This is a genomic window from Amycolatopsis suaedae (assembly GCF_004214935.1).
Lineage (GTDB): Bacteria > Actinomycetota > Actinomycetes > Mycobacteriales > Pseudonocardiaceae > Amycolatopsis > Amycolatopsis suaedae.
In genome coordinates this window covers 428,464-451,251 of the sequence record NZ_SFCC01000003.1, presented here as the reverse complement: position 1 = coordinate 451,251, position 22,788 = coordinate 428,464, and the positions used below count along the sequence as shown (strand labels likewise).

The window sequence follows — 22,788 nt, the reverse complement described above, 5'->3', positions numbered from 1 at the left end:
GGTACGAAATCAAGTTCGTTCGGCGACTCACTCTCGCAACCCTTCCAGCGTGGCGACCAGCTCGGCGTACCTGTGGACGTCGCCAGTGGCGGCCACATGGTCGCGCAGTGAGCGGGCCAACCTCCTGAACCGGTCGTTCGTGGCGCGCAACAGCATGTGCATGTCACCTACCAGAACGAGTTGCCGGCGAGCCCTGGTGAACGCGACGTTCGCACGTCGTAACTCATCGAGAAAGCCGACCTTGCCGGCTGAATTGCTCCGGGTGAACCCGTACAGCACAACATCGCGCTCACCGCCCTGGAACGAGTCGACCGTACCGACGCTGCTGTCGACCGTGTCCGGTGCACCCAGCTGTTCGCGGAGGGTCGTCGAGATCAACTCCGCCTGTGCGGCATACGGGACGATCAGCGCCCATTCGACCCCGCGCCGGTGGAAATACTCCGCGAGCATCGTGAGCATCTGCGCTTCGGCGTGGTTGACACAACCACGCCGCTGCCCGTTCGCCCGCGGCGCCGGCGACTCGTTGCGATGCTGCTGCGGCAGGCCGGAGGTGTCGACGAATGCCAGCGGACTGGCGAACAACGAAGGGTCATGGGCTCGTTCGACCGTCGTCCGCAACGTTCCACCGTAGAACATGTCGGAGACGAAATCCGCGATGACGCGCGGCATACGTCGTTGCCGGGTGAGCCGCACGACGTGACTGGCGGGCAACTCGTCGACGAGTATCTCGAGGGCGCTTGTGGTGAGCAGCGTGCGGATCCTCTCGTCACCGGTGCCAACGCCCCACTCGCCCACATCGGTGTCCAGGAAGGGCGGAAGCTGCCGATGGTCTCCGACGAGTACCGAACGCTTCGCCCGGGCGAGCGGCACGAGAACGTCGGCAGTGCCGATTTGCCCGGCCTCGTCGACAATCGCCAGATCGAACTCGACCTCCGCGATCTCGTCGCGCGACCCCGCACCGACACAGGTAGCCCCGATGACGTCGGCGTACCTGATCAGTTCCGGATACAGTTGCTCGACCTCACCGGAGATCTCCTTACTCCACTCGGTGAGCAGCTTCGCCCGGCCTTCCAGCACATCCAGCTGCTGACCTATCCAGGTGTGCAGAGCCCACAGGTTCCGCACCGCGGTCGCCGGGTCGCCGGTCGCGCTCTCCGGCAGGTTGGCGACGGGGGCGATCACGGTACCGATCACCGACCGCGCCTCGCCGACCCCGGCAGTTGCCTCCGCCACGTGCTGCTGTGCGAGGTGAAGCTCCTGATCGGCCGCGCGCACCCGCGGGTCGTCCCGTGTCATCGCATGCGCCGTCCGCTGGGCGTCCGCGATGGCCGCACGTTGTCTCGCCGCAAGTTCGGTTGCCCCGGCGAGGTCGGCCCTTCTCGCCTCGATTCGCCGTACCCGAGCCCGTCGTGCCGCACGTGCCCATCCGGCGAGCGGAGGCCACCATCGCCGGGCGGAGGCTCTGGCGTCACGCCGCATCACACGCTCGAGCCGCGCGGCGTGGCGCCGGACCTGGTGTTCCTGCTGGACCACCTCTGCTGAGAGCGTCTCGACCCTGGCCTGAGCAGGACCGCCCACAGCACGACGTACCCGCTCCAGCTCTTCCTGGGCCACAGTTGCGGTGGCGAGTGCCGCGGCCAGTGCTCCGATCCGGCGGGCGAGCTCGTCGGCCCATTGCCGTGCGAGCGGGAGCTGCCGATACCCACGCAGCGCTTCGCCGACGCTTCTGGTGATCTCTTCGCGCAACTCGGCGGCCTGTCGCTCCAGCAGAAACGGGATACCGTCCCGATCGATCTTGCCCTCGTTGCCCACCCGCACCACGACGACATCTCGTGACAGCTTGGCGAGCACATTGTCCACGGCCTTGTTCGTGTGGGATGCGACCAGAACCGGTCCCCTGCCCGGCGTCACCGCACAAGATCGCGCGATCTGGCTGATCGTACGGGTCTTCCCCGTGCCCGGCGGCCCCAGAACCACGAGCATGTCCCGCACCCCGAGCGCCCTCCGAAATGCCTCGATCTGGTCCTCATCCAGTTCCTCGGCCGGCGTGTCCGGTACGACCTCCAGCGCTCGTACCTGGTGGTCGACCAACACCGAAAGCAAGGACCGGTTTCGCGCCTGACCCGTCCGGAGCGCTTCGACCGCCTTACGCTGGGTCGTGAAAACGATGTTGCTGGTGGTTACTTCCAGCTGCCCCTGCTGTGGCAGCTGCGCCCAGTCGACCGAACCGTCGAACCGGACGACTACCCGAGCGGCTTCCGCGCGAACGACCTGGCCACGCCGCCCCGATTCACCACGCACCGCGACGAAGCGGTTTCGCTCGGGCACACGATCGCCGACGAGCTGGAAGGCGTAGAACGCGGAACCGGTGTACCGCCGCTCCCCGACGGGCTCGACCGAACGGTGAGGGTAGCCAGGCTCACCCGCGGAACGGCCCCCGGTGATTTCCTGGGTCTTGTCGATGAGGCGATCGAGCGTGTCGAGGAAATCCAGGTGCTTGGCATTCCGGGTCGGCAGCACCTGTTCGCCACCCAGACGCTGAACCAGCACGCTCCAGCCTTGCTGGATACGATCCCACCGCGCGTGCGAGCCACGGGGAACGAGCCGTAGCTCGGCCACCGGTGACCAGCTCGAACGCAGCAACAGGCAACCCCGCGCCAGCGTGTCGTGATCCCGGAGGCCGAGCGGACTGATCGCCGCCACCGTGTAAGCGTCGCCTTCCCGGCTCGCGTACAGCACCACGACATAGGTGCGGGTGTAGAGGCGCAAACTACGAGAGCCCCCTCCCTTCCGCGGCTCGCTGAGCGTCGCGGGTACGCCACGTGGATCGCGGTTCAGGTCGGCGGCGACCTGCGTAACGCCGTTCGGCACCGATCCCGGCCAGTCAGCCGTCTGCTTCTGCAGCTTCGCGTCGAGCTGCCGGGCTGGGACCAGGGCGATCGGACCGGGCAGAGCTACGTCGACGAACAACCGGGAACCTCCCTGTCACCGTTGTCCTGGCGACCATTCGAGTGCGGCCGCGAAAGTACGAATGTCCGGCCGGCGTGCGGGATCGGTGGTCAGCGCGGCGTCGATCACCCGGCTCACCGCCGACGGCAGCGTCGTGGTCCGCCCACCGACCGGCACCGGAGTCCAGAGAGCGGGCGGGTTACCGGTCGCCAGGTGATAGGCAACGGCGGCGATCTGATAGACGTCGGTCCACGGACCCACCCCGCCCGGTGCGCGCCTGCCTTGCTCGGGTGCTCGGTATCTCGACGGCCCCTCACCGCGCCGATACTCGGTGGCGGCGAGGCCGAGGTCACGCAGTACCAGGCTGCCGTCGTCCAATCTGATCATGCACTCCGGCTCCAACCAGCGGTGCGGACGGCCGTGGTCGTGCATCGTCGCGACGACACCGCACAGACCTGCGATCGCACGGAACAACCGTCCGGTTCTCAGCGGGTCGACGACCTCGTTGTCCTCCGGAAGAAAGGTGGCGAGCGTGTCGCAGGGACCACCGGTACGGCTGGATTCGGGCCACCGGGTCACGAGGGTCGTGTGCTGCTCGGTGTCGAGTCCCAGCAACTCCGGCATCCCCGGGCCACGGCCCGTGGGCGCGGAGAGGAGATCATGTTCGCGGACCAGCGCGTCGGCGGCGGCCCTGGCCGCCGCGGTCTCCTGCCGCACCTCCACCTGCCGTAACCACACGAGCTCGTGAGGCGGGCCGATTCGCAGCGCACGGGCCTCGCGTCGCGCCGCTGCCCCGTCCGGTGTCGCCTGCTCGCGGAAACCCTCGTCATGCACCAGATAGCGGTGTTGACCGACCTCCGTCTCGGTACCCGGACGCAGCAGGGAGCCTGGTTCCACCGGTGCCGGTGACCTCGCCACCATGACGGGGTCCGCGCCAGGAACAGGCGGCAGGAGCGGACCCAACGGCGGCATCACGTGAGCAGGCGAGCCGTGCACCGCGCGCAGGAGGTCGGCGAGGCCGTCGAGGTTGAGCTCGCTGATGACGTAGCGGTCCGTGGCATGACCGCACAGCACGTCCGGTATCTCGTCGACGGATCTTCCTGGCAGCACGACCGGAAGGATGCGGCGAGTGGCAGCCGACAGGTTCCGCGCCAGGTTGTCGTTGAGCAGCCGCTGCTCCAGTTCGGTCCTGCCGCCCCCGGCCGTACGGCCGTACGCGGGTGAGGCGATTACGAGAATCAGGTCAGCGTGCTTGAACTGCTCACACGCCCATGCGACCCAGTCACGCCTGCTGTCGGCCTCCCACACGTCCACCCGTGCGTCGATGCCGGCATCCACCCGCAGCAGGGTGGCGAACTCGATGACGAGCCGCTTGTGCTCCTCCGACTCCCGCGCGTAGGAGACGAACACTCGCGGCGAGCCCGCGGCGCCCCCCGGCTGCGACACGGTGAACCGTCCCCTCCCTCGGCGTCGGCCTTGATCAAACGAAAGCACGCACCATGCCAGTACCAATAGTCCGTACGCCGGACAGCGGGAGAACTGTCCTTGATCTGTCCAGTTTCGGTATCTCCGCCCGAAGCGCGCTCCCGAGCGTTGTGCTTGCTAAGGTTCGCCGCCGTGACGTCCGTTTTCGTCTCCTACACTCACGACAGCGATGCCCATAAGCAGGTGGTCCTCGACTTCGCGACCTTCCTGATCGACTGCGGAATCGACGCCGTCCTCGACGAGTGGGTGTGGGAGCGGCAGGACTGGGGCGCCTGGGCTATACGACACCTGACCGAATGCGACTACGTCATCGTGGTCGCGTCCGAGGGTTACCGGCGAATGGGTGACGGAACCGGCCCCAACGACCGCAACCTCGGTGGTCAATGGGAGGCGGCAATGCTGCGTGACTCCCTGCAGGAGGACCGGGCGACCTGGTCGAAGAGAATCCTTCCGGTGGTTCTACCCGGGCAGAGCAAGGACGGAATCCCGCGGTTTCTCCAACCTCACGCGGCCAGCCATTACAACGTCGATTCGTTGAGCCCCGAAGGCGCGGAAGGCCTGCTTCGCACCATCACCAAACAGCCACGGCATATTCGCCCGCCGCTAGGCGAGCCGATCGTTCTGCCTCCATTGAGCGGACCGGGGGCTCCGACGGGGGCGTCCGCCGGCGGCCCGGTCTGGACCCCGCTGCCATCGCCTCTGCCGGTCGTGTGGCGAGGAGAGCTGTTCCACGAGCGCCCGCACTCGCAGCCGACCGTGGAACTCCATCTGATTCCGGCCGAGGCGACCCGGTTCGGGGTAGGGCAGCTCGAAACCGTCCGTGACCAGCTGCCCGACCTGGGACGATCCAGGAAAGTCTTCTCATCCACCGAGGCTTTGATCGTCGACTCCACCGATCAGCTCGCCTGGACTCGATCAGGGAACCCTCACGCCGGCGGACGCGGCATCGTCGTCCATCGCAACGGGCAGCGGACCTGCTGGTTCCCCGTGCCACCAGCGACACTCGGCTCGATCTTCGACCGGGACGACCAAGCAGTCCAGTTATCCAACCGCCTGGACCTGCTGCTGGAAGTACCCCTCCCCCTGCCGACGGCGTTCGCTCCGGCGATCGGGTTGGCCCCGACGGACATGGTCCGCCTCGGCAGGCTGAGCGAAGCCCCCGCCACCCAGGCAATCTTTCCAATCGGCCGAGCAGCCGAGATCCGCTTCGACGCGGACGAGACCGTCACCATCACGGATCTGCGCCGGTTCACCCGTGACGTCGCTGAGGAGCTCGTCGCCCGCGTGGCCAGCGTGTTGCGGCAGTGAGGTGGTCACTGCCAGCGCACACCGTAGGCGAAGCCCGGAACCAGTCCTCGGAATCGCACGTGCACCTCTCCCGACTCGTCGGGTGTCAGCATCGTTCCATGCACGGAGCGGTTCCTCGCGTCCTCCTGGAACACCTTGTCCAGCCGGACGACTTGGTCCGGTACCGGCCGCGCGAACCGAACGTGCAGGTCGAACTGGCCCACGGGCCGTCGCGGCACGCAGACGTAGTGCGGGTACCGCAGCGCGGCCCGGTACCGTAACGCGACGTCATGCTGCTCTCCCCGCCCCAGGACCGACGGTAGCCGCAGCACCAATCCGGCACGGTCGCTGGACTCCGGTACCTGGTCGATGAGCGTTCCGCCATGGAATACGTCCACTTCCAGGCCGGAGATCTCGCCGGCGCCGTCTCGGTCATCCGGTGGGGTCAATGTCAAGGCAAGATCCAGCTCACTGATCTCCTGAGAGTCGGCGACGATCCTCCGGAACTCGAAGGCTTCCGCCACGGGCTGATCCAGCGCCAGTGACACCCGCAACTCCTCTGTATGCCAGCCGTCGGTGGCCCCGACCGGGCCCGCCGGAGTGATAGCCGCGACCGCGAACTGGGCCAGCTGCAGGATGCCGTCATCGATCCGCCGCCGGACGGTACGCGCGTCCCGATTCAGCTCCTCGGCGGCCCAGCGCACACGATCCTGGTAGAACCGGTCCCGCGCCTGCTCGTGCAGGTCGAACGCAACGAGCACAGCCGTACGCAGATCGTCCGGCAGTGGAGCGCTAAACGAACGCAGATGCGTCGAAACCTTGCTCCGGATCTCAGCCACGCCGTCATCGTCAGCGATGTGGCAGAGCACCCGCAGGGCCGGACCGACTCGCTTGTCGACCTGCACGTCCGATAGCCCTCTTCCGCGCCGGAGCAGCTTCAGCTCTTTCACGACGTCCGTCACGGTGACGTTCACCAGTCCTCCCAAGCAGGCGCACGTACGAGAGCATCTTCGTCCACCGGAGCACGCCGTGTCCAGTCGATCACTGTTCGCGATCGGGCCCTGGCGCTTCCCCGGGCCGGAAGATACAGGAAACAGGAAACCCATTGTTTTTTCCGCACGAGCAACTCATTCTTTGAATGAACCGACGAGTTCACGGATCCATCGGTTACATCACGGCAAATAGTCCACTATTCCGCACGAGTTTGTTTCGCCCAAGAGGAGTCGCAATGAAGGTCGAGTGTCCGGTTTCCTGGCTCCTCCGACTGGCCTTCTCCGGAACGGAGGTGAAATGACATGCAGACCCACGTACTCGAGCTGATCCTGGCCCTGCTCACTCTCGCCGCGAGGTGAGGTCGGAATGCCAGGACCGCGAAGCGGTACGTCGGGCGCCGGCCGGTCCTCCGGACTCGGCCGGTGCCTGACGAGAGTACGTACGGCCATAATCGATGGCCGACGAGGGTGGGGTCCGATGACTGAACGAGCGACATTCGGTGCCGAGCTGCGAAGACTGCGACGGGAGGCCGGTCTGTCGTTGGCTGAGCTTGCCACGCGTACCCACTACAGCAAGGGCTACCTGAGCAAGGTCGAGACCGGACTGGCAGCCCCGAACGCAGCCCTTGCAGCTCTGTGCGAATCCGTCCTCGGCGGTGCCGGCACACTCGGTTCGTTGCTGCCTGGCCGGGCCTCCCGGCGTCGGTCGCGGTCGGATGTTAAGCCCGCAGGCCTGCCGCCGCTGACCACCGACTTCGTCGGGCGGGTTGAGGAACTGCATCTCGTCCGGCGAATACTCGCAACCGATGGCGGAGTCTGCGTGGTCTCGGGACTCGGCGGCGTCGGTAAGACCGCGCTCGCTGTCCGGTGTGCCCACCGGCTCGAAGCCGGGTTTCCCGACGGCTGCCTGTTCCTGGATCTGAAGGGCAGTGATGCGGACACGGCTACGCCCGCGTCGCTGCTCGATCGCCTGCTGAGGCTGCTCGGCGTGGCTCCGGACCTGGTACCAGCCGATCCGGACGATCGGGCCGCACTGTACCGGTCATGTCTACGCGGACGCACAATGCTGCTGGTTCTGGACAATGCCGCCAATGCGGCTCAGGTTCGGCCGCTCCTTCCGGCCGAACCGAAATGCCGTGTGTTGATCACGAGTCGTTCGAGGCTCGCCGCGATCGACGAGGCTCAGCACGTTTCGCTCGGCGTGCTACCCACGACCGTCGCTGTCGACCTCGTGGCACGCCTCGCCGACGCAACACCCGATGATGTCGCGGCCCGTGTCGCCGAGCACTGCGGCAGGCTGCCGCTCGCCATCCGAATCGCCACCGCCCGGCTTCGCACTCGCCCCGCCTGGAATCTCGCCGAACTGGAGCAGCGGCTCGCCGCAGAACGCCACCGGCTCGACGAACTGGACGACGGGGAGCGCAGCGTCACCGCGACGTTTCAACTGTCCGTCCAGCAATTGAGCGCGGCCGAGTCCCGGCTACTCGGATTGCTCGCACTTCATCCAGGCGGCGACTTCGACCTCTATGCTGTGAGCGCTCTCAGCGGGCTTCCGTTGCGGGAGGCCGACCAGGTGCTTGGCCGGCTTCACAACAGATACCTGCTCGACCAGTACGAGCAGTCGCGATATCGGCTTCACGACCTCGTGCGGACCTTCGCGGGTGACGTGATGCTCCCGAATTTGGCAGCCCCGGACCGGACAGCCGCCTTTCGCCGGCTTGTCGGCTTCGCCGTCCGAGGAGCCGCACTCGCCGATCAGTTGATCGCACCACGTCGCTATCGACCGGCCATCGGATTCGACGACGCCCCGGAGGTCGTCCGATTGGACGACGACGAGATGGCGCTGGCCTGGTTCCATACCGAGTGGCCGAACCTGGTGGCCATGTGCCGAGCCGCCACCGAGCGCGGGGAACATGAGCGCTGCTGGCAATTGGCGTTCTTCCTGCGCAGCTTCTTCTTCACCGGCAAGCTGTGGGACGCATGGATCGCCACACACCGCTGGGCCCGCACAGCGGCCGTGGCAAGCGGCGACCAATGGGCGCTCGCAACCACTACCAGCAACCTCGGGGTGGCACTGCTCGACCGCGGTGAAATTGACGAAGCCGCGGTCTGCTATCAGGAAGCCCTGGAAATCTACGAACAGTTCGGGGACGAACACGGTCGCTGTACGGCGCTAGCGCACCGGGCCTGGGTCGCCCATTACCGTGGCGATCACACCAACGCACTGCATGACCTGCGAATCGCGGTCGCTCACTATGACCGTACCGGCAACCAGCGAAGCGCTGCGATCACTCGCCGAGGTGTGGCTCTTGTGCTCACCGCGCTGGGACAAACAGCTGAAGCGATCGCGATCGCCACCGAACTCCTGCCTGCGTTCGAGGCACTCGGACTGCCACTCGACGCCGCAATGACCCAGAACTGTCTGGGCTGGGCATGGTTCCACGCCGGCCGGCCCGACCTCGCGGTTGCCGCGTACTGGGATGCCATCGCGCGTGCGAGGGCGTGCGGGAGCAACTACGAAACGGCTCGCGCTTTCACCGGGCTCGGGAATATCGCCGCTGCGGATGACCTGCGCGACAAAGCAGTTGTGTTGTGGGCTCAGGCCGATGACACCCACCCCGGGCTGGACCCGGTAACCGTTGGTGAGGTTCGCGTGCGCCGCGAATACCGCTGACGAGTCGACCTGCCTTCGCCCGCGACGCCCCGGTGCATGGGCGATGGCAGTCCCCTGTTCGTCTTCCTGACAGACAGGCGCTTCGTCATCGGGCAGACACCCTGGCGAGGGCGCCTCACAGGTCGTCCACGTCGACGATGCCGTCCTGGATGGCGCGGGCGAGCAGTGCCGCCTTCGTCGGCGCGGGCCGGCCGACGTTCGCGTACTTGACCCGGATGCGGTCCAGGTAGGTGCCCACGGTCCTGGTCGTGATGTCCAGCCGGTCGGCGACCATCTGCTTGGACTCACACTGGAACCACAGGGTCAGCACCTCGTACTCGCGTTCGGACAGTTGCGGGAAGTGCGGCAGCCTGTTCGCTGCCATCGCACCGGCGAGGGCGGGTGCGACGTAGGGCCGGTCCTGGGCGGCGGCGATGGTCGCGGAGACGAGGTGTTCCTCGCCCTCGGCCTTCGTCAGGAACGCGTGGACGCCGAGTTCGACGCAGCTGAGCGCGATCTCCTCGGAGTCCTGCATCGTGTAGACGATGACCTTGCGGCCGGCGTCGACAAGTCGCCGGACGGTGCCGTGGTGCGACGTGACGGTGTTGTCGACGTTGAGATCGAGCACCACGACGTCGGCCGTGTCGCCCGGCGGTATCCACGCGCACTTGACGGAGTCCCCCGCCGCGACGACCTCGATCGGCGGATCGGTGCAGGCGTACCAGGCACGCACGCCGGCCAGGATCGCCGGGTGGTCGTCCACCACGGCTACCGTGATCGCCATGACACCTCCAGCCACAACTGCCCGTCCCGCACCGACCTGGTGACCTCCACGTCGGCGCCGGGCGCCGGCGACGGGTCCGTCGCCGCGCACCGGACTCCGATCCTGACCCGGTCCGGCGTGTACATCACCGTCAGCCTGACCGCCGACCTCGCCGAGACGACGGCCTCCGACACCGGAGCCACCAGCTGGTGACGCACCCGCTCGGGCACCGTCAGAGGAGTGCCCCGTACGGATAGATGTACCGAGGCGCCGAGGCGTTCCGCGACATCGATGATCGCCCCCAGATCGTGTACCAGCCTGTCGTCGACCTTGTCGTTCTCGCCGAACAGCCTGCGCATCCGGGCCGCCTCCACGGCGCACCGGTGCCGGACACCGGGATCCCGCGGATCGAGTTCGTTCCTGGCGAAGCCCTCCAGCAGCGGGATGGTCGTCGTCTGCAGGTCGGCGTACCGCCACGCGCGGTTGCGGGCCGCGGCGGCGGCCGCCTCCTCGGCGACGGCCGCCGCTTCCAGCCGCAGCGAGCGCTGTGCGGCCGACGCCGAGATCCGCCGCACCGCGAGCGCGCTCATCGCGACACCGACCTGGAAACCCGACACCGCGACGACGATCACGGCCACCGCCGAGAAGTCCTCGACCGTGATCCCGTTGATCACCAGCGGCAGCACCGAGATCGTGGTGTGGGCGACGACGAACAGGGCGAACCAGAACAGCCGCGTGTCGAACAGCAACGCGAGCGCGTACCAGCCGATGAGGCTGAACGACCAGTGCTCGGCCCTGGGGACCGGGTCCAGCGACAGGACCGCGGACAGCACGACCGAGCAGACCAGCAGCGCCACCGCGCCGACGACCCTGGCCACGGCCGGGACCCTGCCCCTCGCCAGCGAGATCGCCGCCACCGAGACGCCGATGACGGCCAGGACGAGGTACATCGCGAGCTCGACGCCGTACACCGGCTGTGTGACCAGGAAGTGGAGGCCGTACACGCCGAACTGGATCACCAGCGGCACCCCGAGCAGCACCACCCGCACCGCGAAGAGCAGCCGCTTCTCCAGATACTTCGCCCGTCCGGCGTCGACGTCAGTCACGTCGCCACCGCCAGGTAACCGTCGTTCCCTCCGCGGGGGCGGAACGGACGTCGACCCCGACACCGGCCGCGGTGGAACGCGCGCGGATCGACTGGGCCAGCCCCTGCCGGTGCGGTGGCACCCGTTCCGGGTCGAAGCCCCTGCCGCTGTCGGACACGACGGCCTCGACCCACCCGCGGCGCTCGTGTGCGGTGACGGTGGCGGCCCGGGTCCCGGCGTGGTGCCGGACGTTGCGCAACGCCTCGCGGACGCCGTGGAAGATCGCCAGGGCCGGGCCGGACGGGAGGTTCATGTCCTCCTGGATCCGCAGCCGCAGGTCCAGGCCCGGCTCGTCGAGCGTCGCCAGCATGCCGGACAGCTCCACCTCGTGGCCGGGGTCCCACTGCGTGCTGAGCAGGTCCAGGTCACGGCGCGCCTGCCCGGGCAACCAGCCGACGTCGGCGACGGAGCCGGTCGACACCATCAGGAAAGTCGTGCTGGCCGTGTCGTGCAGCATCGCCAGATAGGCGCGGTCCGCGTCGCGCTGCGCCCGCAGGGCGGCTGCCGCGCTGCGCCGGCGCAGCTGCCGCTCACACAACGCGTCGAACAGCCGCGCGACCCGCCGGGTCGCCAGCAGGCCGAGGAACGCCAGCATCGCCTGCACCAGCATCCGGCCCGCGGGGAGCGCGGGCACCGGGCCGCCCCCGAGTACGCACCCCAGGCCGTAACTCCCCACGGTGGCGACGGCCAGCAGGTGTCCGGCCCACGGACGTTCGGGCCACTCGAAATAGCAGGTGATCGACACGATGGAAGCCGTCGCGACGATCCAGCCGCCGTCCGCCTGAGGGCCCAGGACGAGCTGGCTCAACCCCAGCAGAACGACGAGCGCGGCGTTCAGCAGCGGTGCGGCCCCCGGCGACGCGGCGCGGAGCCGGCGGTGGAAGCAGGAGGCGAGTACGAGGCCACCGGAGACCGAGACGACCACGAGCACTTCCGCCGTCGAGTGGCCCACCGCGCCGAAGCCGCCGAACAGGGCGACGAGCGCAGCCCGGAGCCAGGACGAACCACTCGACGCCACCTCCTGGAGGCGCTGCAGACACGGCCCCGGCACCCCGAACGTTCCCTTCCCCAGCTGCGTTGAGCCACCACTGTAGAAAGCCGGCCGGCCGGGGGTTCGCCGATTCGGCGAACCGTCACGCGATCGGGGTCGGCGGGGCGCTGGTGACGAATCCGGCCACATCACCGAGTGTGTCCGGGTACGCTCCGCCGGTGGCCAACAGTTCGTACCGTGCCTGGTGCCGGTCGATTCTCGGTCTGCTGGCCGTGGCACTGGTCAGCGGCTGCGGCAGCCCCAGCCGTTCGCCGGCGCCCGCACCCGCGTCGGAAGCATCTCAGCCGCCGATCAAGTACATCCCCGCCGAGCTGCCCAGCTGCGCGGCGATCAAGGAAGCTGTGTCCGGCCTGCCACCGGTCGAGAAGTCGACTGATGCGGGCATCACCCCAACTCGAACCTGCACCTATCGGAACTCCACCGATGAGGCGCCGTACGTCAGCCTCAAGATGGACATCATGGGGGAAGACAGGAACGTTGACACCAGGGAGATCACGAACACCTTCGTCAAAGGCCGCTTCGCCGCACTCGAACTCCCGGGCGATGAGCGGATAACCGACCTTGGCGTCGGGACCGAGGCCCGCTGGTCGGATCCCGAGAGAAACAAGACCAGCTGCATACTCGAGTTCCTCGACGAGAACGCCATATTGAGCGTGCAGTACACGACCCAGAACGAGGACCCGTCGCGTAGCGAGCAATGCCGGACGGGCGCGACCGACTTGGCCAGGCAGCTCTACGCCGCCATACAACCGCGGTAGACGTCGTCAGTTCTCGGCGGCGAGCTGACCGCAGGCGGCGGCGATCTCCTGGCCCCGCGTGTCGCGCACGGTGCAGGCCACGCCACCCGCGTTGACCAGCCGCACGAACTCCCGCTCCACCGGCTTCGGCGACGCGTCCCACTTGCTGCCCGGCGTCGGGTTCAACGGGATCAGGTTGACGTGCACCAGATGTCCCAGGTGCTCACGCAACCGCTTCGCCAGCAACTCCGCCCGCCACGGCTGGTCGTTGATGTCCCGGATCAACGCGTACTCGATCGACACCCGCCGGCCCGACGTGTCCGCGTAGTACCGCGCCGCCTCCAGAACCTCGTCCACCGACCACCGGTTGTTCACCGGCACCAGCGTGTCCCGCAGCTCGTCGTCCGGCGTGTGCAGCGACACCGCCAGCCGCACCTGCATCTTCTCGTCCGCCAGCTTCCGGATCGCCGGCGCCAGACCCACCGTCGACACCGTCACCGACCGCTGCGAGATCCCCAGCCCCGACGGCGCCGGCTCGGTGACCCGCCGGACCGCTGCCACCACCCGCTTGTAGTTCGCCAGCGGCTCGCCCATGCCCATGAAGACGATGTTCGACAACCTGCCCGGCCCGCCGGGCATGAGCCCGTCCCGCATCACCGCGGCCGCCGACCGGACCTGGTCGACGATCTCCGCCGTCGACAGGTTGCGGTCCAGCCCGCCCTGACCGGTCGCGCAGAACGGGCAGGCCATCCCGCACCCGGCCTGGCTGGAGATGCACAACGTGGCGCGGTCCGGGTACCGCATCAGGACGCTCTCCAGCAACGTGCCGTCGTGCGCGCGCCAGAGCGTCTTGCGGGTCGTGCCGTCGTCGCAGGACACCGCCCGGATCTCGGTGAGCAGGGGCGGCATCAGCTCGTCGACCAGCCGCTGCCGGGACGCTGCCGGGATGTCGGTCATCGCTTCCGGGTCGACGGTGAGCCGGGAGAAGTAGTGGTTCGACAGCTGCTTGGCGCGGAAGGGCTTCTCGCCGAGCTCGGCGACCGCCTCGGCCCGCTCGGCCGTCGAGAGGTCGGCGAGGTGCCGCGGCGGCAGCCCGCGCTTGGGCGCGTCGAAAACCAGGGGAAGCGAAGTCATAGCAGGTCAAGTGTCCCACAGGCACCCCGATGACCCAGGTCACGCACCGGCAACTTGCCAGACGACCGCTTCCGATATATCGTGAGTACATCGCAAGCTAACACGAAAGGATCGACATCATGCGAGGACGACCATTTCCACCCGAGTTCGCCCGCCGTGCCTTCGGCCCGCGCGGTGGCCCGTTCGGCGACTTTCCCGGCTGGGGCCCCGGCGGCCCGATGCGCGGCCATCACGGTCATGGCCGCGGACGCGGCAGGCGTGGCAGGCGCGGTGACGTACGGACGGCCATCCTGACGCTGCTCGCGGAGCAGCCCAGGCACGGCTACGAGATCATCAGCGAGATCAACGAGCGCAGCCGTGGCTTCTGGAAGCCCAGCCCCGGCTCGGTGTACCCGACGCTGCAGCTGCTCGCCGACGAGGGCCTGGTGCACAGCACCGAGGACAACGGCAAGCGCCGCTTCGAACTGACCGACGAGGGCCGTGCGGCGGCCGAGCAGCTCGACCGGACTCCGCCGTGGGAGCAGATCGCCGACGACGTCGACCCCCAGCAGGTCAACCTGCGGTCGGCGAGCATGTCGCTGATGGCCGCGGTGTTCCAGGTCGCGCAGGCCGGGTCCGCGAGCCAGCAGGGCAGGGCCGTCGAAATCCTCAACGAGACCCGGCGGTCGCTCTACAACATCCTCGGCGAGGACGAGCCCGAGTCCGACGACGAGGAATGAGGCAACAGCATCCCGGTGGGCTTGTTCCGGACATGGACGCGATAGCCCACCGGGATGGTGATTTCCCCTGATGAGACCCCGTTGTCCCGCATCACCTCGGCGATGGCCAAACGGGCGACCCGGGGACTGAATTCGATACGCAGCACGGATTCCATGCTCTCGACGTCGGTGAACCGCCACCGCGTCGCCACCCGCCGGCAGGAGAATCCCTGTCCGGCGAAGAATTTCTCCACTTCGACGGGGTCGTAGTGCGGAAGGTCGGAACGCATCCACCGCCCGTACGGCTCCGCGGAGACGTCCAGGTCGACGATCGCCAGCGTCCCGCCGGGCCGCAGCACCCGCTCGGCTTCCAGCAGGCCCGGCTCGCAGCCTGGCCCGAAGAAGTAGGCGGTGCGTGCGTGCACCAGATCGGCACTCGCATCCGGAAGCGGAATCCGTTGCGCCGCACCACGTTTCACCGAAATCGTCGGATGATCGGCTATCCGTTTCCTCGCCCGCGCGAGCAGTGGCGCGTGTGGTTCGACGCCGATGACCGACCTGGCACGTTCGGCGAAGAGCGGGAGATGGAAGCCGTCACCGCAGCCGACGTCCACCACGTCGAGGCCGGCCCAGTCGCGTAGTCCGGCGAGCACCCGCCAGATCTCGCCGTCGGCGTCCTGGGCCCGGTTCTCGATCTCGTAGGCGCCGGCGTGGTACCAGATGTTGGGACTAGGCAGAATTTCTGCTTTACGCCGTCTCAGCACTCGGCTTTCCTTGTCCCACAGCATGTTTCCACACCGATGAGCATACCCGCAGGCAAAACCGTCGCCCGAAATGTCTTGTAACTCCCGATCTTCATCGCGCTTTCGTTTCAACCAGTGACATTTCGTGAAGCATTCACACGATCGCGTCGTAGGATCGGGCCCCACAAGGACGTAGGGAGTTCGAGCAATGTCTGTGAGCTCTTCGGCGGCCCCGCGCACCTTGCCCTCCGGTGTCCCCTGCTGGGTCGAACTGGCCACTCCTGACGAGGAGGCGGCAGAGCGGTTCTACGGTGAACTGTTCGGGTGGTCGTACGAGGTCCGTCGCGACCCGGCCACGCCGACCGGGCGGTACTCGATCGCCTCACTCGGCGGGATTCCGGTCGGCGGGCAGTACCAGGCCGCCTCGGGTGGGCAACCCGAGTGGATGCTGCACCTCGCCGTGCAGAACACCGTGACCGCGGCCGAATGGGTCGAGCATCTCGGTGGCAAGGTCACGCTCGGCCCCGTCGACATCCCCGACCGGGGCAGCATCGTGCACGCCACCGACCCCGGCGGAGCGCCGGTCGTCTTCTGGCAACCGACCGAGACGTGGGAGTTCGCCTCGGGCGTCCCGAACACGTTCGCCGGAGCGGACCTGAACACCACCGACGGCCCCGCCGCCGACCACTTCTTCAGCCGGCTGTTCAGCTACACGACCAGCCAGATCGGCGACGAGACGATCGACTATGCCCAGTGGATGCTCAACCACACGCCGGTGCTGTACCGGTACGTCATGGGCCCGGAGTACCAGCGGGGCACACCGGCGCACTGGATGGTCTACTTCGAGGTGGATCCCGCACGGGGAACGGACGCCGTCGCCGGCCACGCCCTCATGCTCGGCGGCAGCGTCGTGGTCCGTCCCTACGACACCCCGTTCGGCCGGACGGCCATTCTCGCGGATCCGTTCGGCGCGGTCTTCTCCGTGATCGACCACGCCGTGGTCACCGAGGGCTGGGGCCGCGCCGAGGTTGACGACCCGTACGACGATTAGACGAAGGCCGACAGCAGTAGCCAGGACACCACTGCCGACGGCAGCAGGGAGTCCAGCCGGTCCATGATCCCGCCGTGGCCCGGCAGCAGGTTCCCCATGTCCTTGATGCCGAGGTCGCGCTTGATCAGCGACTCCATGAGGTCGCCTAGCGTGGCCGTGCAGACGATCGCCACGCCGAAGATCACGCCCTGCCAGGCGTGGCCGTCCAGCATCAGGCTGAGCGTCAGCGCACCGGCGACGACACCGGCGATGATCGAGCCCGCGAAGCCCTCCCAGGTCTTCTTCGGGCTGATCGTCGGTGCCATCGGATGCTTGCCGCCCAGTACACCGGCGATGTAGCCACCGGTGTCCGATGCCACGACCACGATCAGGAACGTGAGCACCCGGCCAACGCCGTCGGCCGGCGGCACCAGCATCACGGCGAACGCCGCGAACAGCGGCAGGTAGGCCGCGGCGAAGACGGACGCCGCGACGTCGGCGAGGTAGCGCTCCGAGCCCCCGGGCAGGCGCCACAGCAGGCAGGCCAGCACGGTGAGCACAAACGCGGTGAGCGCACCTTCCCTGCCGAACGGCCAGGCCAGCCACATCATGGCCTGGCCGCCGACCAGGACGGGCACCAGTGCGATCCGGAGGTTCGCCGCGCGCCGCAGCGCTCCGGCGAGTTCGAACGTTCCGGCGGCGATCGCCGCGGCGACGATGCCGATGAACAGGAAACGAACGGTCAGCAGGGAAACGAGAATCGCCGCACCCAGCAGCACCCCCACCGCGATCGCGGCAGGCAGGTTCCGGCCGGCACGCGACTTCTTCTCGTCGGCGACGGGTTCGGTCGCCGACGAGCCGGCGGTGTCCTCACCACCGGCGCTCTCGGCGTCCCCGCGTTGTTCGCTCACCTGCGTCATCAGACCTCGAGCAGCTCCGCTTCCTTGTGTTTCACGAGGTCGTCGACCTTGTGCACGTAGGTGTCGGTGAGGTTCTGCAGTTCCTTCTCCGCACGGACGACGTCGTCCTCGCCCGCCTCGCCGTCCTTCTGGATGCGGTCCAGCTCTTCCTTGGCCTTGCGCCGCACACTGCGGATGGAGACCTTGGCGTCCTCACCCTTGCTCTTGGCCATCTTCACCATCTCGCGGCGCCGCTCCTCGGTGAGCTGCGGGATGACGATGCGGATGATCGTGCCGTCGTTGCTGGGGTTGACGCCCAGATCGGACTCACGGATGGCCTTCTCGATGGCCTGCAGCTGAGTGGCGTCGTAGGGCTTGACGACGGCCATCCTCGCTTCCGGGATGTTGACGCTCGCCAGCTGGTTGAGCGGGGTCGGAGCACCGTAGTACTCGACGACGATACGGGAGAACATCGCCGGGTTGGCCCTGCCGGTGCGTACCGACGACAGGTCCTCCTTGGCGACGGACACCGCTTTTTCCATCTTCTCCTCGGCGTCGAGGAGGGTCTCGTCGATCACGGCTACTCCTTGCTCGTATCACGCCGCTGATTGTGTTGTCCGCGCATGCTAGACCCCGCCGACCGGGGTACTGACCACCGTGCCGATGCGCTCACCGTTCACCGCACGGGCGATGTTCCCCTCCGTGAGGAGATTGAACACGATGATCGGCATGTTGTTGTCCATGCAGAGGCTGAACGCGGTCGCGTCGGCCACCTTCAGTCCCTGCTCGAGCACCTCGCGGTGGGTGATCTCATGGAACATCTTGGCATTGGGGTCGGTCTTCGGGTCAGCGGTGTACACCCCGTCGACGGCCTTGGCCATGAGCACGGTCTCGCACCCGATCTCCAGTGCACGCTGAGCGGCGGCGGTGTCGGTGGAGAAGTACGGCATGCCGGTACCGGCACCGAAGATCACCACCCGCCCCTTCTCCAGGTGCCGCTCGGCGCGGCGGGGGATGTAGGGCTCGGCGACCTGGCCCATCGTGATGGCGCTCTGCACCCGGGTCGGCACGCCTTCCTTCTCGAGGAAGTCCTGCAGCGCCAACGAGTTCATCACCGTGCCCAGCATGGCCATGTAGTCGGCCCGGTCGCGGTCCATGCCGCGCTGGGACAGCTCGGCGCCACGGAAGTAGTTGCCGCCGCCGATGACGATGGCCATCTGCACACCGGTGCGCACCACCGCGGCGATCTGGACGGCGACCGAATGCACGACGTCCGGATCGACGCCTAGCGACCCGCCGCCGAACATCTCCCCGCCGAGTTTGAGCAGCACCCTGCGGTAACCGGTGCCTTCGCCTCGCTCCTGTGTCATCTCGCCTCCGTCGTCGTGCCGGCTGGACCTGCCCCGCACAACCGTGCCCCGTCGCCGCACTCTGCGGGACGGGGCACGGTGCTGATCACCTGCTTGGTCGCCGGTCTCAGGCCTGGCCGACCTCGAAGCGGACGAACCGGGTCACGGTGACGCCGGCCGCGTCGAGCAGAGCCTTCACCGACTTCTTGTTGTCGGTCACCGACGGCTGGTCCAGCAGCACGGTGTCCTTGTAGTAGGCGTTGACCTTGCCCTCGATGATCTTCGGCAGGGCCTGCTCCGGCTTGCCCTCGGAGCGCGCGGTCTGCTCGGCGATCCGCCGCTCGTTCTCGACGATGTCGGCGGGCACCTCCTCGCGGGTCAGGTACTTGGCCTTCAGCGCGGCGATCTGCAGCGCGGCGCCGTGGGCGGCCTCGGCAGCGCCCTCGCCCTCACCGGTGTACTCGACCAGCACGCCGACGGCGGGCGGCAGGCCCGCGCCACGACGGTGCAGGTAGGTGGCGACGGTGCCGTCGAACGAGGCGGCGCGGCGCAGCTCCAGCTTCTCGCCGATCTTGGCCGAGAGCTCCTGGACCGCGTCGTTGACGGTCTTGCCGTCCAGCTCGGCGTTCTTGAGCTGCTCGACGTCGGTGGGGCGGACGTTCTTGGCGACCTCGACGATCTTGTTGGCCAGTTCCTGGAACTGGTCGTTCTTGGCCACGAAGTCGGTCTCGGAGTTGATCTCGATCAGCACGCCACCGTCACCGGCGACCAGGCCCTCGGCGGTGGCCCGCTCGGCACGCTTGCCGACGTCCTTCGCGCCCTTGATGCGCAGGTACTCGACGGCCTTGTCGAAGTCGCCGCCGTTCTCCTCCAGCGCCTTCTTGCAGTCCATCATGCCGGAACCGGTGAGCTCGCGGAGGCGCTTTACGTCTGCCGCGGTGTAGTTCGCCATCGTGCGTTGTCCGTCCTTACTCGGTACGCGCGGGTTTGTCAGGGAATGTGGTGATCGGGCGGGCACGGTCACGCCGCCCGCCCGATCAACGGGTCATCAGGAAGCGGGCGTCTCGGAGGACGCGCCGCCGGCGTCGGCGCTGACCAGCAGCTCCTTCTCCCACTCGGCCAGCGGCTCGTCGGAGGCCACGCCCGGCTCGGGCTTGTCCTGGCCCTCGGCGGCGGCACCGTTGCGCCCGGAACGGGCGAGCAGCCCGGCCGCGGCGGCCTCGGCGACGACCTTGGTCAGCAGGGCGGCCGACCGGATCGCGTCGTCGTTGCCCGGGATCGGGTAGTCGACCTCGTCCGGGTCGCAGTTCGTGTCGAGGATCGCGACGACTGGGATGTTGAGCTTGCGAGCCTCGCCGACGGCGATGTGCTCCTTCTTGGTGTCGACGATCCACACGGCGCTGGGAACCTTCGCCATGTCACGGATACCGCCGAGGGTGCGCTCCAGCTTGTCCTTCTCGCGGGTCAGCGTCAGGATCTCGCGCTTGGTCAGCCCCTGGAAGCCGCCGGTCTGCTCCTGCGACTCCAGCTCCTTGAGGCGCTGCAGCCGCTTGTGCACCGTCTGGAAGTTCGTGAGCATGCCGCCCAGCCAGCGCTGGTTCACGTAGGGCATGCCGACCCGCTGGGCCTCGTTGGCGATGGCCTCCTGGGCCTGCTTCTTCGTGCCGACGAACAGGATGCTGCCGCCGTGCGCCACGGTCTCCTTGATGAACTCGAAGGCACGGTCGATGTAGGACAGCGTCTGCTGCAGGTCGATGATGTAGATACCGTTGCGCTCGGTGAGGATGAATCGCTTCATCTTCGGGTTCCAGCGGCGGGTCTGGTGCCCGAAGTGCACGCCGGAGTCGAGCAACTGCTTCATGGTGACGACGGCCATGGCCGGATCCGCACCTCTTCTGTCTCGTGCGCCCAGACCTGGGGCCAGGGGCGCTCAGTCGGTTATGTCGCGGTAGGCCGGGTGGCCATCCGCCCTGGTGCAGTGCCGGTTTCCGGACCCTCCGGCGTCGTAGCGCCGCCGGGAAGGGACCGCCGGGAACCGTTGTGCCGGCCGCCGTGGGCGGCCGGACGCGCACATACACGCGAAGTCAGCCTGTGCGAGCACAGGCAGCGCAGATCAGTGTACGCCGCCCGCGACCCGCTCTCACCACCGCATCTCCACTGGTCAGTTGTCCACAGCCCCCCGGTTGTCCACAGCCCGCCGAACTCGCCCTTCCCCTGCCCTGCCATCGCGCCGACAGTGGACACCGTGACCACTCACCCCGCCCGCCGGCGATGGCGGCTCGCTCTCCTGGTGCCGGTATTCGCCCTGGTGGCGGCCCTGCACCCGGTGCTGCTGCGCGCGGCGTGGCCCGTCGAGGCCGCCGCGCCGGCGGTCGTGGGCGAGCCGGGCCGGTTCGGCTGGCCGTTGTCACCCCGGCCGCGGGTCGTGCGGGGCTACCAGGCTCCGGCCACGCCGTACGGTCCCGGCCACCGTGGCGTCGACCTGGCCGCCGCCGAGGGGCAGCAGGTGCTGTCCGCGGGGCCGGGTGTCGTGGTGTTCGCCGGCCAGGTGGCCGGCCGGGGCGTGCTGTCCGTCGACCACGACGGCGGGCTGCGCACCACCTACGAGCCGGTGTCGCCTGCCGTGGCGGCTGGCGACCAGGTGCACCTGGGCCAGTCGATCGGAGCGGTGGTGCCCGGGCATCCGGAGTGCCCCGAACCGGTGTGCCTGCACTGGGGCGTCCGGCGGGGCGAGGAGTACCTCGATCCGCTCCCGCTGGTCCAGGTGGAGTTCGTCCTGCGGCTCAAGCCGTGGGACGGGTCGGGCGGTGATGCCTATTGAGTAGCCGGAATCCGTGCGTTCTCAGACACCGGCCTGCTCGACGAGCTTGGCCCGCAGCCGCAGCACCGCCCTGGTGTGCAGCTGGCTGACCCGGGACTCGGTGACGCCAAGGACCTTGCCGATCTCGGCCAGCGTGAGGCTTTCGAAGTAGTACAGGCTCACCACGATCCGATCGCGTTCGGTGAGCTGCGCGATGGCCTCCGCCAGCTGCCTGCGGTTGTCCTCGTCGACCAGCACCGCGACGGGATCGACCGCGTCGTCGTCGGGCAGCGTGTCCACCAGCGACCCGCTGTCCTTGCCCGCGGCCATCAGGTCCTCGAGCGCCACGACGCTGGTGAGCTGGAGCTGGCCGTAGAGGTCCCGCAGCTCGTCGACGGAGATGTCGAGTTCGCGGGCGAGCTCGGCGTCGGTCGGTGTGCGGTGCAGCCGCGCCCCGAGGCGTTCCAGCGCGCGTTCGGCCTCCCTGGCCCTGCTGCGCACCACCCTGGGCACCCAGTCCTGCGATCGCAGGTCGTCCAGGATGGCGCCACGGATGCGCTGCATGGCGTAGGTCTCGAACCGCAGGCCGCGTTCGGGGTCGAACTTCTCGATGGCGTCGACGAGCCCGAAGATGCCGGACTGGATCAGGTCGCCGACGTCCACGTGGGTGGGCAGGCCGGTGCCGACGCGGCCGGCGACGTACTTGACCAGCGGCGCGTAGTGCAGGACGAGCCGGTCCCGCACCCGCTGCGTCGGGGAGGTAGCGAACTCGCGCCAGAGCGCCTTCACGCCGGTCTCGACATCGGCGGTTTCACCCGAGCGGGTGGCGGGTGGGGCCTCCGGGCGCGCCGGTGCGCCCGCGCTGTCCGCCGGTGCGCCGTTCGTGGCGGGCGGGCGCGGGGCGGGTGCTGTGGAGCCGGCCGTCCCGGCCTGGCTCACCGCCATGGCGCCGTTGGCTGACGAGCGAGCCTGGTGCGGGCCGCACGACGATGGCCCGTCGACCGTGTGGCCGCGGGTCCGCTCCAGTCGCAGGTCAGCGTTGTCGTGCACGTCGTCAGCTCGGTCTCCGGGCT

Annotated in this window: 20 protein-coding genes; 6 read left to right on the top strand and 14 right to left on the bottom strand. The window is 68.2% G+C overall.

The window, feature by feature from the left end; all coding sequences use genetic code 11:
• Window positions 1-27: 27 nt before the first annotated feature.
• Together EWH70_RS08035 and EWH70_RS08030 are read right to left on the bottom strand one after the other, a co-directional pair.
• Window positions 28-2,970, bottom strand: a complete 2,943-nt coding sequence (locus EWH70_RS08035) for a DEAD/DEAH box helicase (RefSeq protein ID WP_130474622.1) — start codon at window positions 2,968-2,970, stop codon at window positions 28-30.
• Window positions 2,971-2,985: 15 nt separating this feature from the next.
• Window positions 2,986-4,395 (bottom strand): SEFIR domain-containing protein, encoded by a 1,410-nt coding sequence (locus tag EWH70_RS08030; protein WP_165436199.1) that lies wholly within the window; start codon window positions 4,393-4,395, stop codon window positions 2,986-2,988.
• A gap of 171 nt (window positions 4,396-4,566) precedes the next feature.
• On the opposite strand from EWH70_RS08030, the gene EWH70_RS08025 reads away from it, so the two are divergent.
• Entirely contained in the window at window positions 4,567-5,742 is a 1,176-nt protein-coding gene (locus EWH70_RS08025) for an SEFIR domain-containing protein (protein ID WP_165436198.1), read from the top strand.
• A gap of 5 nt (window positions 5,743-5,747) precedes the next feature.
• Here the strand turns inward: EWH70_RS08025 and EWH70_RS08020 are convergent, their stop codons facing one another.
• A complete protein-coding gene (locus EWH70_RS08020) occupies window positions 5,748-6,695 on the bottom strand; it encodes a hypothetical protein (protein WP_240686861.1) in 948 nt (315 codons plus the stop codon).
• Window positions 6,696-7,191: 496 nt separating this feature from the next.
• Between EWH70_RS08020 and EWH70_RS08015 the strand changes: the two genes are divergently transcribed.
• Entirely contained in the window at window positions 7,192-9,387 is a 2,196-nt protein-coding gene (locus EWH70_RS08015) for an ATP-binding protein (protein ID WP_130474619.1), read from the top strand.
• Window positions 9,388-9,502: 115 nt separating this feature from the next.
• Here the strand turns inward: EWH70_RS08015 and EWH70_RS08010 are convergent, their stop codons facing one another.
• From EWH70_RS08010 to EWH70_RS08000, 3 genes are read right to left on the bottom strand one after another with little or no spacing between them, the layout of a single operon-like run.
• Window positions 9,503-10,150, bottom strand: a complete 648-nt coding sequence (locus tag EWH70_RS08010) for a DNA-binding response regulator (protein ID WP_130474618.1) — start codon at window positions 10,148-10,150, stop codon at window positions 9,503-9,505.
• Complete coding sequence (locus EWH70_RS08005) at window positions 10,135-11,235, bottom strand: hypothetical protein (RefSeq protein WP_130474617.1); 1,101 nt, start codon at window positions 11,233-11,235, stop codon at window positions 10,135-10,137. The genes EWH70_RS08010 and EWH70_RS08005 overlap by 16 nt, the downstream gene beginning before the upstream one ends.
• Window positions 11,228-12,292: a sensor histidine kinase gene (locus EWH70_RS08000; RefSeq protein WP_130474616.1), complete on the bottom strand. Its 1,065-nt coding sequence runs from the start codon at window positions 12,290-12,292 to the stop codon at window positions 11,228-11,230. Before EWH70_RS08000 ends, EWH70_RS08005 begins: the two co-directional genes overlap by 8 nt.
• 191 nt (window positions 12,293-12,483) lie before the next feature.
• Here EWH70_RS08000 and EWH70_RS07995 point away from each other — a divergent pair, with 191 nt between their 5' ends.
• Window positions 12,484-13,083: a hypothetical protein gene (locus tag EWH70_RS07995; RefSeq protein WP_130474615.1), complete on the top strand. Its 600-nt coding sequence runs from the start codon at window positions 12,484-12,486 to the stop codon at window positions 13,081-13,083.
• 6 nt (window positions 13,084-13,089) lie between these two features.
• Here EWH70_RS07995 and rlmN read toward each other — a convergent pair whose 3' ends face one another.
• Window positions 13,090-14,196, bottom strand: coding sequence for a dual-specificity RNA methyltransferase RlmN (gene rlmN, locus EWH70_RS07990; RefSeq protein WP_130474614.1), 1,107 nt, complete (start codon window positions 14,194-14,196; stop codon window positions 13,090-13,092).
• A gap of 119 nt (window positions 14,197-14,315) precedes the next feature.
• Between rlmN and EWH70_RS07985 the strand changes: the two genes are divergently transcribed.
• The gene (locus tag EWH70_RS07985) at window positions 14,316-14,915 is read left to right on the top strand and encodes a PadR family transcriptional regulator (protein WP_130474613.1); all 600 of its coding nucleotides are present in this window, start codon (window positions 14,316-14,318) and stop codon (window positions 14,913-14,915) included.
• Here the strand turns inward: EWH70_RS07985 and EWH70_RS07980 are convergent.
• Complete coding sequence (locus EWH70_RS07980) at window positions 14,867-15,682, bottom strand: class I SAM-dependent methyltransferase (RefSeq protein WP_130474612.1); 816 nt, start codon at window positions 15,680-15,682, stop codon at window positions 14,867-14,869. The two genes, EWH70_RS07985 and EWH70_RS07980, sit on opposite strands and share 49 nt — an antisense overlap.
• Before the next feature lie 163 nt (window positions 15,683-15,845).
• On the opposite strand from EWH70_RS07980, the gene EWH70_RS07975 reads away from it, so the two are divergent.
• The gene (locus tag EWH70_RS07975; protein WP_130474611.1) at window positions 15,846-16,688 is read left to right on the top strand and encodes a VOC family protein; all 843 of its coding nucleotides are present in this window, start codon (window positions 15,846-15,848) and stop codon (window positions 16,686-16,688) included.
• On the opposite strand, the gene EWH70_RS07970 is transcribed toward EWH70_RS07975, so the two are convergent.
• From EWH70_RS07970 to rpsB, 5 genes are all read right to left on the bottom strand, one after another.
• Window positions 16,685-17,587, bottom strand: coding sequence for a phosphatidate cytidylyltransferase (locus EWH70_RS07970; RefSeq protein WP_130474610.1), 903 nt, complete (start codon window positions 17,585-17,587; stop codon window positions 16,685-16,687). The two genes, EWH70_RS07975 and EWH70_RS07970, sit on opposite strands and share 4 nt — an antisense overlap.
• Window positions 17,587-18,144, bottom strand: coding sequence for a ribosome recycling factor (frr, locus tag EWH70_RS07965; protein ID WP_130474609.1), 558 nt, complete (start codon window positions 18,142-18,144; stop codon window positions 17,587-17,589). The genes EWH70_RS07970 and frr overlap by 1 nt, the downstream gene beginning before the upstream one ends.
• 48 nt (window positions 18,145-18,192) lie before the next feature.
• Entirely contained in the window at window positions 18,193-18,936 is a 744-nt protein-coding gene (gene pyrH, locus EWH70_RS07960) for a UMP kinase (RefSeq protein ID WP_130474608.1), read from the bottom strand.
• Between the two features lie 106 nt (window positions 18,937-19,042).
• Window positions 19,043-19,867 (bottom strand): translation elongation factor Ts, encoded by an 825-nt coding sequence (gene tsf / locus EWH70_RS07955; RefSeq protein WP_130474607.1) that lies wholly within the window; start codon window positions 19,865-19,867, stop codon window positions 19,043-19,045.
• Between the two features lie 96 nt (window positions 19,868-19,963).
• On the bottom strand, window positions 19,964-20,791 hold the full coding sequence (gene rpsB, locus EWH70_RS07950) for a 30S ribosomal protein S2 (RefSeq protein WP_130474606.1): 828 nt from the start codon (window positions 20,789-20,791) through the stop codon (window positions 19,964-19,966).
• 369 nt (window positions 20,792-21,160) lie between these two features.
• Between rpsB and EWH70_RS07945 the strand changes: the two genes are divergently transcribed.
• The gene (locus tag EWH70_RS07945) at window positions 21,161-21,736 is read left to right on the top strand and encodes a M23 family metallopeptidase (RefSeq protein ID WP_420809039.1); all 576 of its coding nucleotides are present in this window, start codon (window positions 21,161-21,163) and stop codon (window positions 21,734-21,736) included.
• Window positions 21,737-21,757: 21 nt separating this feature from the next.
• On the opposite strand, the gene EWH70_RS07940 is transcribed toward EWH70_RS07945, so the two are convergent.
• Complete coding sequence (locus tag EWH70_RS07940) at window positions 21,758-22,765, bottom strand: FliA/WhiG family RNA polymerase sigma factor (RefSeq protein ID WP_240686860.1); 1,008 nt, start codon at window positions 22,763-22,765, stop codon at window positions 21,758-21,760.
• Window positions 22,766-22,788: the final 23 nt, after the last annotated feature.